Here is a 13210-nt window from a genome sequence, read left to right as displayed (position 1 = left end):
CTGAGCCATGATCAAACTCTTCAATTAAAAAGCTTGATGCTCAAAGAATGTTTACTGTCGTTTGATTTCCGAAGAAACCAAATTACCTATTAGTTCATATATATGAATTAACGTGTTAGTCACTCTTCAAGACTTAAAATCAAATATTTTTTTGATAGTGTCCTGTGAGTGCCCACACAGATTGTCTGATAAATTGTTAAAGAGCGGTGCGACATTTCTTGAGAAATTCGACTCAGTTTTTATCAACTTAGGTCGTTGTCGCGAGGTGGCGTATATTACGCTTTCCTCAGTGAGAGTCAAGCATTTTTTTGCTTAATCTTTTCAGATTCTCTCGCTGCCGGTTCAGTGTCCATCGCGCTTTGCGTTGGCTTGTTCCCGGTCAGTGGATGCGCATTATAGGGAGTCAGAAAAATCTGGCAACCCTTTTTTTGATGTTTTTTTTCGTTCGCTCAGCTTTTCAACGAATTTAGTTTAAATTGCCAGTTTTTGCAGCGATTTGAAGCCTTCCGCCTCAAGAACAGGGCGTAATTCTTGTAAACTCTCATTCATTAATAAGCAGTAAGCGAAGTCTTCTTCATTTGAATCCGTAACTTCAGCCTGATTATTGATGAGCCAAACGGTTCTTCTGGCAATCGCGGCGCCGGAATCAATAAATCGCGTTCCACTTGGTAGCACTTTTTCTAACTCTTCTACTATAAGAGGGAAGTGGGTACACCCAAGAATCACCGTATCTGGGGCTTCTTTCATTTTGATCCACGGTTTGACGGCTTGAGCCACTTCATCCAGCGGCAGTATTTCACCATGCAACTTTCTCTCTGCCAGTTGCACGAGTTCTGCTGAACCTAAAGAGATCACTTTGCAGTCTGTCGCAAAACGCTCAATCAGCTCTTTTGTGTATTCACGATTTACCGTACCCCGAGTTGCCAATAAACCAACAACACCGTTACGCGTCAGTTTGGTTGCGGGCTTAATCGCCGGAACGACGCCGACAATTGGGAAAGTAAAATTCGCTCTTAAGTTAGGTAAGCTCACCGTGCTTGCAGTATTGCAGGCAATAACGGCAATGGTGAGTGGATGCTTTTTCGCGATGGCATTAACGATTTGATAAACCCTATCAACGATGAACTCTTCACTTTTCTCCCCATAAGGGAAAGCTTCATTATCGAATGCATATATATAGTGCGCATTAGGGATCAATTTTTTGACTTCACGATAGACAGATAACCCGCCCACTCCAGAGTCAAACACCAGAATGGTCGGGCGAACAGATAGGTTGTTATCAGAAGTTGTAGCTTCCTGTGAGGAAATATTCTCTTCCAGCGGTGCGATAACCATACGCGGTCTCATAGTCTTTATCGAACATATTAGCTATTTTACCACGAATTGTGAGATGTGAAGTGATTGGATATGCAGCAGTGATATCCCAAAGGCTAACGCCCCCGAGTTTTAGGCTTTCTGACTTTCCATTCTCATAATAAGCAGTATCATGTCGTGAGCCGATATATTGATAGGTCAAGCCCATATCGAGTTTTTCTATATTCCAATCTAACTGATACTTAACTTGTTGCTGAGCTCGGCGTTCCAATACCTTATTGGTATCTTTATTACGAGGATCAATATATTGATACGTAAATTGGTGATGGAATATCCACGTATCAAACTCGCCAACCCATTCCACACCTTTAATTTCAGCCTTACCAATATTTTCATAAGAATTGAACTGCGCACCAGATTTATATGCGATTAAATTGTCAATATCATTATGGTAAGCATTGAGTTGCCAGAATAAAGGACCTGTTGTACCTTCTAAACCAATTTCCCATTGTTGGCTTTCTTCAGGTTTTAGGTCTGGATTTCCTTTCATTTTCCATGAAGGGTTATCTACATATAACTGATTTAAATTAGGAGCTTTATAGGCGGTGGCATAAGAACCAACAAGTTTGTAGCCATCATAAAACTCCCAGCTCAGCCCAGACTGCCATGTCGTATGCCAATCAAACTCTGAGTGGTGATCGGAGCGTATAGCTGCTTCAGCAATCACTGAATCTATTAGCGCATATTGCCCCGTAAGATAGATTCCCGTGTTATTAACTGTTTCTTTTTTACTCGTATTTGTGTAACCACCTGGCTCAACGCTTTGACGTTGATAATCAACGCCGGTGCTAAGACTACCTTTACCAAATTGGTAGTTATTGCCCCATTGCAAATTATATTGTTTCGACTCATCCAGATTAGAATACAACCCATATTGACCATATCTTGGATCGTAATTGTAATCTTTAGAGTGGCTATAACTTCCTAGCAGAGATGTTGAGTAATTGCCTTGATGGTATTTCAGACCTGTTTCATAAGTTCGACTCGAGAACTTACGTGTATCAACAAGGTAATGCTGCATATTTGTATAATCGGTATCATAGCTACCATCATAATCAGTGCGGTTATCATAACCATAGCCACGGGCATAAGCCGAAACATTCGGAGAGAATTGATGTTCAATTCCCAACCATAGTGTTTTATTTAAGAAACCGTCCTTATCTGACTGGGGATATCCATTTGGATAATTCCCTGTACTTCCTCTTGCCTCCACATCAAATCCTGTTGTATGTGTATAAGCAGCAGCTCCCGTAACGGTTGTATTCTCACCAATTTTTTGCTGCATTGAACCGTTATAGTTTTGATAGCCATAAGAACCAATGCCCGCATTTAAGGTGGTTCCATCATTATCGCGACGTGTAATAATATTGATAACGCCACCTACCGCATCAGAGCCATAAACTGCTGAACGGGCGCCACGAATATATTCAATACGCTGCACTAACGAGATTGGAATTTGGCTCATATCCGAAGAACCAGAAATTCCCGCTTGATTAAGGCGGACACCATCAATCAAAACCAGAACATGGCGTGATTCTGTTCCTCTAATAAAGAGAGAACTTTGTTGTCCCATTCCACCATTTTGAGCAACATCCACTCCCGGCAGGCGTCTCAATACATCAATCACGGTATTTGACTGCCAGTGATCAATATCTTCACGGGTCACGACAGTGACTGGCGCTAATATAGAAGAGATTGGTTGCTCGAAACGGTTAGCAGACACTACCATTTCATCAGACGAGTTTGAGTTTGCACTTGCCAAAGAGGAAATACCGCATAACACTGCCAGAGCTGCCACCGAAAGCGATAGCGACTTGTTATTATTCATTATATTTACACTCGGAAAATCAATTAAATTAACATTCCGCGACGCCGAAAATCAGATCCGCGCTGAAATTCAACAAAGCGATAAGAAGTGTGGTAGGTATCGGACTTATAAAGTGACAAGTTGGGTTTCTATATATGAAGCGATATATAAAATGAAAATTTGACCTGTTATATCCCCTAAATAATTCACGCTGCATGTAGGCGACAAGCGAAGATATTCCTAGGAGCATACTGAAGTATGTGACTAAGATAACTGAGCGATGCCAACACCCATGTAGCTTGAAGAATGACGGGAATACCTTAATTACCGTTGCGCGTCAGTTCTGGACTCTCACCAAATTCCCTCAACCACAGCACATAATCCTAAATTGAATAACTATCAGTGTCCATGAATCGATAATGAAAACTGGACATCTTCGCTGCTTGCCCTACAATTTCGCCCCTGATGTGAATTTTGACTGTTTTATGGGGCCATATGATGCAAAACACCTTGCACACCGAAGATTACGAACTGCAACTTGCAGAGAAAGTTGACCGTCTGAAGAGTTTGATGGCCCCTTATGCTGCGCCTGAACCTGAAATTTATTCATCTCCAACCTCCCATTATCGGATGCGTGCAGAATTTAGAATTTGGCACGAAGGTGATGACCTATTTCATATTATGTTTGATAAAGAGACCAAAGAACGCATTCGAATTGAGTCATTTCCAGTTGCTAGCCAGCTCATTAACGACATGATGGCTGAACTTCTGCCTTTATTAAAACGCTCTGAGTTACTGCGCCACAAATTATTCCAGATAGATTACTTATCGACGCTAAGCAATAAGCTGATTGTTTCTCTGCTTTATCATAAAAAATTAGGTGATGAATGGACGGAACAAGCCAAACAATTGAAAGCCGATTTAACGACCAAAGGCTTTGATGTTCAAATTATTGGTCGCGCCTCTAAAACTAAAATTATGCTCGACCACGATTATGTCGATGAAGTTTTACCTGTAAAAGGGAAAAACATGATTTATCGCCAAGTGGAAAATAGCTTCACACAACCAAACGCACAGGTGAATATTAAAATGTTAGAGTGGGCGATTGATGCGACTCAACATTCAACTGGTGACTTATTAGAGTTGTATTGTGGTAACGGCAACTTTTCACTGGCGCTAGCTCAAAACTTCAATCGTGTTTTAGCGACTGAAATTGCCAAGCCTTCAGTACATGCGGCGCAATACAATATAGAAGCGAACAAAATAGATAATGTGCAGATTATCCGAATGTCTGCGGAAGATTTTACTCAAGCCATGAATGGTGTTCGTGAATTTAATCGTTTAGAAGGGATTAATTTAGCGGACTACCAGTGCAATACGATTTTTGTCGACCCGCCACGCAGCGGCTTGGATGACAAAACGGTTCAGCTGGTACAAGAATATGACCATATTCTGTATATCTCCTGTAACCCTGAAACGCTGTGCGATAATTTAGCGGAACTCACCAAAACCCATAAAGTCGAAAAACTGGCTTTATTTGACCAATTCCCATACACCCATCATATGGAAAGTGGTGTGTTACTCACTCGACGCTAATTATTCTCTATATATTACCCATAAAAAAACGCCGCACTATTATGTTGCGGCGTTTTTTATATTCAAAATCGATATTTTTATTCAAAACTGATATTAATGTTCAGTTTCACTTTCGAGAGCTTGTTCTTGCAGCTCTTTTTTACGCGCTTTCCAGCTGGTATACATCCACAGTGCAATAATCACAATCACGGTTGCTGGGATAAAGTTAGAACCGACATCAGGATGTTGGACGCGTAAAATCGCCGCGTAGCCAAACATACCTAAGAAAAAGCTGCCGGCGACAAATTTTGGTAATCCCATTGGCATAGCTTGATTTAAATAGCGCTGGTGTAAACAGTAAACAGCCAAAATTAATGTGACGATTGGGAAAATAGAAAATTCCACAAGGGAATTAAACAGGGTAGAGAACGTTCCATGAGTCGATAAGCCGATTACTAAAGATAGCAGTAACGTGCTTCTCTCATAATTTTTGTGTTCCGTCATTGTCTCTCCTTTACTCTTTGGTTAAGTCAGGGTCTGTATCATTTTGTTTTTCTTGCTCGCGGCGGTACCAGTAATATGCGCCTTTCGCTATCATACGTAGCTGTAATACTAACCGCTCTTCGAGGCGTCGACGTTTTTCTTCATCAATATCAAGCGCTTCAGCACCTGCACTAAACACGATAGTGACCATGGCTTCGGCTTGCATTTCAGTGAAATACCGCGGCGTACGATTTTCTAATTCAAGATAATCCGCTAATTCTGCAATAAAATGTTGGATTTCTCGTGCGACCGCAGCACGAAACTCAGCAGAAGTTCCTGAGCGCTCACGCAATAGTAACCTAAACGCGTTAGGGTTATTACCAATAAACTCCATAAAAGTGGAGACTGACGTGCGGATCACACTCCCGCCTTTTGCGATACGTTGACGCGCTTGTCTCATAAGTTGGCGTAGCATCAAACCGCTCTCATCAACCATGGTTAACCCAAGCTCATCAACATCTTTGAAGTGACGGTAAAACGAAGTTGGTGCGATGCCCGCTTCACGAGCGACTTCCCGTAAGCTGAGGCTAGTAAAACTACGTTCTGCACTTAATTGGCTAAATGCCGCTTCCACGAGCGAACGACGAGTTTTTTCTTTCTGTTTTGCTCTAACGCCAATAGTGTTACTCACGATTTTCCTAGTTTTCTACAATTAAAACGCCGCGAATAGATCAAAATATCACTTTTGAATGCGCCCATCCGTTAAGCATACCTGAAAATTATTAATCTAGTTTAATGAAAAGATGACTCTCCCATCAATTTCGCCATTTTCAGAATTTCACCCAGCTTCATTTTTTTCTAGGCTGTGTCTTTTATCGACTTTTTTCTATAAATTTTTTATATACTTTGCACGCCTTTATTTTTATTTGATTTCTATACTTATTTGTCTTTAGGATTTCGAATTGAGACAAGATGGCAAACGAATGTTACTATCACAACGTCCCTAGAATTAAAACAGGCTTACCTCATGCAACAACATACCCATTTTGATGCAATTGTCATTGGTTCCGGTCCTGGTGGTGAAGGTGCCGCTATGGGCCTAGTTAAACAAGGAAAAAACGTTGCTGTTATAGAACGTTATAACAGTGTCGGCGGCGGCTGTACCCACTGGGGTACTATTCCCTCTAAAGCCCTTCGTCATGCTGTTAGTCGAATTATCGAATTTAATCAAAACCCTCTATATAGTGATAATTCCCGCAGTTTACGCTCCTCTTTTTCTGAAATTCTTACTCATGCCGAAACCGTTATAAGTCAACAAACTCGTATGCGTGAAGGATTTTATGAACGCAATGGTTGCCAAATGTTTTCTGGTGAAGCAACTTTTGTTGATGATCAACATGTTAGCGTACGCTATGCAGATGGGAGTTGTGATGTCCTTAGCGCAGATAAAATTATTATTGCGACAGGCTCACGACCTTATTGCCCGCCTGATGTTGATTTTACCCACTCCCGAATTTATAACAGCGATACCATTCTCAGCCTTTCCCACGAACCTCGCCATGTGATTATTTATGGTGCGGGTGTGATTGGTTGTGAGTACGCATCCATATTTCGTGGGTTAGGTGTCAAAGTCGATTTGATCAACACTCGCGATCACTTACTCGCATTCCTTGATCAAGAAATGTCTGATGCATTGTCTTATCATTTCTGGAACAGTGGCGTGGTTATCCGTCACAACGAAGAGTATGAAAAGATTGAAGGTTTAGATGATGGCGTTATTGTTCATCTTAAATCAGGCAAAAAAGTGAAAGCGGATTGCTTACTGTTCGCGAACGGTCGTACTGGTAATACTGATAATATCGGTCTGGCGAATGTGGGAATCGAAGCGGATGGTCGCGGCTTAGTCAAAGTTGACCATGCTTATCGCACCAGTAATGAGCATATCTATGCTGTTGGCGATGTGATTGGCTATCCAAGCCTAGCTTCTGCTGCTTATGATCAAGGGCGAATTGCGGCTCGTGCAATTACCTCTGGCTTAGGTAATGCCCATTTAGTTGAAGATATTCCGACGGGCATTTATACCATTCCAGAAATTAGTTCCGTGGGTAAAACAGAACAAGAATTGACGGCAATGAAAGTCCCTTATGAAGTCGGTCGTGCTCAGTTTAAACATTTAGCACGAGCACAGATTGCCGGCATGAATGTGGGTAGTTTGAAAATTCTCTTCCATAGAGAAACTCTTCAAATTTTAGGTATTCACTGTTTCGGTGAGAGAGCGGCTGAAATTATTCATATTGGCCAAGCGATTATGGAACAAAAAGGTGAAGGGAATACCATCGAATACTTCATTAATACCACATTTAACTATCCAACCATGGCTGAAGCGTTCCGAGTTGCGGCATTGAATGGTCTAAATCGACTGTTTTAGCGGTTCTCTACGCTTTACACTGAACGATTGGCTTTAGAATAAGTGATTGCAGGTTTATTCCCGCAATCACTTTTTTTGTTTTTATCGCTTACTTTTTATTTCTGTAGTACTTATCCATCGAGCTGTAAATTGTCTCAGCAAGCTGCTCATAACGTCCACGCAATGGAGACCCTGGACGATAAACTAATACAATGCGGCGTTTTGGCTCAGGTTCAATACAGTTCAAGTAACAAACGCCATCACGACAAGCCTCATGAGGTACAGCCAAATCTGGCAGCAATGTAATTCCGCTACCCGCTGCTACCATGTTTCTCAGCGTTTCTAAGCTCGTCGCTCTGAAATGGGTATCTTCTTTTGCCCCGGCTTGGAAACAGAACCCCATCGCTTGATCACGTAAACAGTGACCATCTTCTAGCATCAATAATTTCTCACCCGCTAATTCGCCCATTTCAACCGTATTACGGTCATGCCATGGGTGATTTTCATAAATCGCGAGTTTCATTGGCTCTTCAAATAATGGCACCACAATAAAGGGTTCGGTTTCTTTGACTTCTGCCAGAATAGCGCAATCCAACTTACCACTATCTAACTGAGCTAATAATTGCTGAGTCTGCGCTTCGTGTAAGTAAATTTCTAGTTTAGGGTGCACACGGTGTAATTCAGGAATAATGTGCGGAAGCAAATAAGGTGCAACAGTTGGGATCAGTCCTATATGTAAAGGCCCTGACATGCTTTCACCTTGTAAAGCGGCCATTTCTTGTAGAACTTTTATCTCCCTTAAGATCGTTCTTGCTTGCTCAACGAGCAATAAACCTTGTTGAGTAAAAAGCACTTTTCGGCTGGTTCTTTCTAATAGCATCACGCCGAGCTCTTCTTCAAGCTTACGAATTTGACCGCTCAGCGTAGGCTGACTTACATGGCAAGAATCCGCAGCACGTCTAAAGTGCTTGTGCTCAGCAAGTGCAACTAGGTACTCCAGATCACGAATATTCATCCGCCTTTTTCCTCTCGTTATGCCTGACTATATAGATAATACCAATCATTATAGAGAATACATAACATTTCATCTATTGATAAAAATAAAAAGCAATATTTAAATTTTTTTAGGAAAAATCCCATTTGAATATTAAACAAACTGCAATACCTAGAAAATAAATGTATCAGTCTTTTTCCAAATAAAAAATGATTTCAATATGCAATAATCAACCATTTTTACTCTATAAAAGAGTAATAATTGCGTATTAAAAAATATTCAGGTAGCTATTCCAATAAACTTCTTAATATATCTTTCTTCTTATCATTGCACTTACGAACTAGTTTAATGGATCACCAATAGCATCCACTAAATCTATCAACCTCACTATACTTTCCCCACCGAGTAATATCAGAAGAAAAAATGAATAATTTTATTAAAAATAATAACATACAAAATTAATTGTTTGTTTTTTTTGACATACTTTTAAATATTTTTAACGTTGAAGTTAATCACCTTAATGCCAATAATATAACCACTTGAACGCAATGATCACAATTTAGAAATTACGTTGATAAGAGTCATGAATTGATACAGAGCTATCAATAACCTCATAAAAACCATTAAAATAAATAATCATTTATTCAAATTAGTTGAATCCATTGGCCTATGATGACTTTTGGATGATTGAATAATACTCAATGACAGTGATGCTAAATATTAAATACATATTACCCATTATTGGAGTAATTATATTAAAACTTAGCCATCTAGATAATTAATCTTATATTTCTATATAGAATGATTATCAAGAATTCTATATAGAAATGATAATAGCGAATAGCTCCCAAACAAGCTAATGGAACTTAATACCCCAAAATAAGGTAATAGCGGGATCAAGGGCGTAGCATTATAAGTATTGGCCTCTCAGTAATGAAACATTTTGTTATATTTTCTTTCATATTTAATTAAAGTTTGTAAATACATATAAAAGAATATATTAAAGTGATCAGCATAGGTTTTACTATCTATTAGCGCTCACCCAACGAATGAGTGCGCTCAAATCTTAACATACAATATTTTTATTTGACAATATCGGATAGATGGGATTTTTACATCATAAATATAATTAAATTTGTTCTTAACTAGTTTTTTATGGGTATGCGTTTTTACTTATACTATATTTAACTTATCCCATATTGTTTAATTTAAATTTAAAATTTCCATACATTTGATTTTCAATATTTACACCTTAATAGAGTTATTTGAATTATTATACGCTCCATCAAATAGCACGAGGTAATTGAAAAAAGAAAAGCAGCCAATATATACCTTACGCAATACCGAATTTATTAAATTAATACATTTAAACAAATTGATTAAACACAAATCAGTTAGGGGATACTATTATGAAAAATTTAATATCAATCGCTAAAAAAACCTTCTCTCGCGCAGTCATGGCATTATTATTCGTTCCTACTTTTAGCGCTGTTAATGCCTACGCAGAAAACAGCGAGCATAACGGTACCATCCAATTTACTGGCTCAATTGTCTATGCGTCTTGCTTGAATGAAGTAAATAATAACAACGTCACTGTAAATTGTTTAAACGACAATGACGATATGGTTGCCAATAGCATTGACCTGACAAAACTAGTAAAAACTCAAGGTTGGAAAGTCCTGAATGGCGGTCGAAGTGTCTATTCTTATGATTGGGTGAATGAAGACAAACAGATGGGTATGTTAACAATTAAATATAGTTAAGATTAAACGTTATGGAAATTGGGGTAGCCATGCTACCCCCCATTTTTTCTACATTTCCTTTATTGACATCTTCAAGCGAGTTCTCGCATCTACAATGGCTTTTGCCACCTGCTTTTGAGATACCCCACCTTTTGCTAATCGCTTATCAAGACAAGACTGTAGAGATAAAATCTCATACACATCCAATTGGATAGTTGCACTGAATTTTTGCAAATCACTTAATGCCATCTCTTCTAATGCTTTCCCCTGCGCTATCGCAGCCACAACGGCTTCCCCCACAATATGGTGAGCTTCACGGAATGGAACGCCTTTCGCCACTAGATAATCCGCCAGCTCAGTCGCATTTGCATAACCTTGTTTTGCTGCATCTTCACAGCGAGGACGACGAATTTGGATACCATCCAGAACGAGTACCGCCATGTGCATACAATCTAACCATGTATCGAGGGCATCGAATAACCCTTCTTTGTCTTCTTGCATATCTTTGTTGTAAGCAAGCGGCAACCCTTTCAGGGTCATCATCATGCCGGTCAATGCACCTTGAACACGGCCACATTTACCACGAATTAGCTCCAATGCATCAGGATTTTTCTTTTGCGGCATCAGCGACGAGCCTGAAGTCACTTTATCGGATAACTCCACAAACCCTGCTTCGCCACTGTTGAAGAAAATCAGATCTTCAGCAAAGCGAGATAAATGCACCATACCGATGCTGGCGTCAGATAAAAGTTCTAACACATGGTCTCTATCAGACACGGTATCTAAACTGTTACGCGTTGCGGATGAAAAGCCTAACCATGATGCCAATTGCTCGCGGTCAATATCATAGGCTGTACCCGCCAGCGCCCCACAACCTAATGGGCTGACATCTAAACGCTTTAAAGTATCTTGCAAACGGCTTTCATCACGAGACAACATTTCGCTATACGCTAAACACCAATGGGCGAATGTCACTGGCTGAGCACGTTGTAAGTGGGTATAGCCTGGCATCACTGCATCTTGGTTATTTTCAGCGGTGATGACCAACGCTTTTTGTAACTCAGTCACAGCGTCTAATAACAGCGCCACTTGGTCTTTACACCACAGTTTTAAATCTGTCGCGACTTGGTCATTACGGCTACGACCTGTGTGTAGTTTTTTTCCTAAATCACCGACTTTATCAATCAGTTTACCTTCAACCCAGCTATGAATATCTTCGGCGTCGCTTTGCAAGATAATTTCAGGATCGGCTTGCACTTCCGCCAATAGCGCATTGAGTGCTTGCTCGAGAGATTTTTGCTCGCTATCAGACAGCACGCCAACCGTGACCAACGCTTTTGACCATGCCACAGAGCCAATAATATCCTGCTCAGCTAAGCGATAATCAAAACGCAGTGAATCATTGAATTGTTTAAACCGCTGATCTGCCTGCTGACTAAAACGTCCACCCCAAAGTGCCATAACGAGTCCCTACCTGATTGATAAAATAAGTGTCTGCCCGACAGCCCTATCTGGCTGTCGGGGTCATACTGATAAAACTATTTTGCTTTGTTCTGTTCTTTCAGCGCACGAATACGTGAAGAGAGTGAGTAGAGACGGATAAACCCACCAGCATGGCTGTGATCGTAAACTTCATCTTCACCAAATGTTGCAAACTCTTCAGAGTACAGGCTCTTATCCGCTTTCTTCTGGATAGCCGTCACTTGCCCTTTATACAATTTCAGAACCACTTCACCGGTCACATCCTGAGCCAGGGATTCTGCTGCTGCTTGTAAAGAATGACGAAGTGGCGCAAACCAGCGACCGTCATACACCACATAAGACATTTCCAGACCTAGCTGTTCACGCCATTTATAGCTATCGCGGTCTAATACTAATTGCTCAACACCGCGCAGTGCTGCCATCATGATCGTGCCCCCTGGGGTTTCATAGCAACCACGGGATTTCATACCCACTAAACGGTTTTCCACGATATCAATACGACCCACGCCATGTTTTGCACCCAGCGTATTTAATGTTTCTAAACAGCCTAATGGAGACAACGCTTTCCCGTTTACAGAAACCACTTCACCGTGTTTCACGCCAACCGTCACCAGCTCAGCTTCATCTGGTGCATCTTTCGGATCAACCGTCCACACCCAGCAATCTTGGTTAGCGGCATTCCAAGTGCTTTCCAATACGCCGCCTTCAGTAGAAATGTGCCATGCGTTTTCATCACGGCTGTAGATTTTCTCTAAGCTCGCTGTCGTTGGAATATTACGCTCTTTCAGGTAATCCAGCAGGGCTTCACGGGAACGTAAGTCCCACTCACGCCATGGCGCAACCACTTTCAATTGTGGTGCTAATGCGGTGTAAGTGCTTTCAAAACGCACTTGGTCATTACCTTTACCGGTTGCGCCGTGCGCGACGGCATCTGCGCCAACTTTCAGTGCGATTTCAACTTGCGCTTTAGCGATAATTGGACGCGCCATTGATGTACCCAGTAAATAGCTACCTTCATACAGCGCACCTGTTTTCAGCACTGGGTAGATATATTCTTTGATAAATTCTTCACGCAGGTCAACTACGTAGCATTCAGAAGCACCTGATTGCAGGGCCTTTTTCTCAACACCGACTAAGTCTTCTCTGTCTTGACCCACATCAGCAACGAATGCCACGACTTCACAGTCATCGTAGTTTTCTTTTAACCATGGAATGATAGCCGACGTGTCTAATCCACCGGAGTACGCTAATACAATCTTCTTAATGCCCTTTTTCATAAATTACCTGTCCCAATTCTGTTTAAAATTAAATGTCTTTAAAATAAATGTCTGATTTGTCTGTTTGCT

At 40.8% G+C, this 13210-nt stretch carries 10 protein-coding genes; 3 read left to right on the top strand and 7 right to left on the bottom strand.

What is annotated here, in order from left to right; translation table 11 throughout:
• Nucleotides 1-471: 471 nt before the first annotated feature.
• On the bottom strand, nucleotides 472-1335 hold the full coding sequence (gene murI / locus GKR48_RS11060; protein ID WP_154628124.1) for a glutamate racemase: 864 nt from the start codon (nucleotides 1333-1335) through the stop codon (nucleotides 472-474).
• Nucleotides 1280-3202, bottom strand: a complete 1923-nt coding sequence (btuB, locus tag GKR48_RS11055) for a TonB-dependent vitamin B12 receptor BtuB (RefSeq protein WP_154628123.1) — start codon at nucleotides 3200-3202, stop codon at nucleotides 1280-1282. The genes murI and btuB overlap by 56 nt, the downstream gene beginning before the upstream one ends.
• 477 nt (nucleotides 3203-3679) lie before the next feature.
• On the opposite strand from btuB, the gene trmA reads away from it, so the two are divergent.
• The gene (gene trmA / locus GKR48_RS11050; protein ID WP_154628130.1) at nucleotides 3680-4777 is read left to right on the top strand and encodes a tRNA (uridine(54)-C5)-methyltransferase TrmA; all 1098 of its coding nucleotides are present in this window, start codon (nucleotides 3680-3682) and stop codon (nucleotides 4775-4777) included.
• Between the two features lie 93 nt (nucleotides 4778-4870).
• Here the strand turns inward: trmA and GKR48_RS11045 are convergent, their stop codons facing one another.
• Both GKR48_RS11045 and fabR read right to left on the bottom strand, forming a co-directional pair.
• A complete protein-coding gene (locus GKR48_RS11045; protein ID WP_154628122.1) occupies nucleotides 4871-5260 on the bottom strand; it encodes a YijD family membrane protein in 390 nt (129 codons plus the stop codon).
• 10 nt (nucleotides 5261-5270) lie between these two features.
• A complete protein-coding gene (gene fabR, locus GKR48_RS11040) occupies nucleotides 5271-5930 on the bottom strand; it encodes an HTH-type transcriptional repressor FabR (protein WP_036950902.1) in 660 nt (219 codons plus the stop codon).
• Nucleotides 5931-6266: 336 nt separating this feature from the next.
• On the opposite strand from fabR, the gene sthA reads away from it, so the two are divergent.
• The gene (sthA, locus tag GKR48_RS11035; protein ID WP_036950900.1) at nucleotides 6267-7667 is read left to right on the top strand and encodes a Si-specific NAD(P)(+) transhydrogenase; all 1401 of its coding nucleotides are present in this window, start codon (nucleotides 6267-6269) and stop codon (nucleotides 7665-7667) included.
• An 88-nt stretch (nucleotides 7668-7755) separates the two neighbouring features.
• Here the strand turns inward: sthA and oxyR are convergent, their stop codons facing one another.
• A complete protein-coding gene (gene oxyR, locus GKR48_RS11030; protein ID WP_154628121.1) occupies nucleotides 7756-8661 on the bottom strand; it encodes a DNA-binding transcriptional regulator OxyR in 906 nt (301 codons plus the stop codon).
• 1388 nt (nucleotides 8662-10049) lie between these two features.
• Between oxyR and GKR48_RS11025 the strand changes: the two genes are divergently transcribed.
• Nucleotides 10050-10403, top strand: a complete 354-nt coding sequence (locus GKR48_RS11025) for a hypothetical protein (RefSeq protein ID WP_154628120.1) — start codon at nucleotides 10050-10052, stop codon at nucleotides 10401-10403.
• A 48-nt stretch (nucleotides 10404-10451) separates the two neighbouring features.
• Here the strand turns inward: GKR48_RS11025 and argH are convergent, their stop codons facing one another.
• Both argH and GKR48_RS11015 read right to left on the bottom strand, forming a co-directional pair.
• Nucleotides 10452-11843 (bottom strand): argininosuccinate lyase, encoded by a 1392-nt coding sequence (gene argH, locus GKR48_RS11020; protein WP_154628119.1) that lies wholly within the window; start codon nucleotides 11841-11843, stop codon nucleotides 10452-10454.
• A 77-nt stretch (nucleotides 11844-11920) separates the two neighbouring features.
• Nucleotides 11921-13141, bottom strand: coding sequence for an argininosuccinate synthase (locus GKR48_RS11015; protein WP_036950892.1), 1221 nt, complete (start codon nucleotides 13139-13141; stop codon nucleotides 11921-11923).
• Nucleotides 13142-13210 lie beyond the last annotated feature (69 nt).

The sequence above is a fragment of the Providencia sp. wls1943 genome, from assembly GCF_009706275.1.
Taxonomy (GTDB): Bacteria; Pseudomonadota; Gammaproteobacteria; order Enterobacterales; family Enterobacteriaceae; genus Providencia; species Providencia zhijiangensis.
Note: the sequence above shows the minus strand (reverse complement) of the source record. Positions and strands in the feature narration are given on the sequence as shown.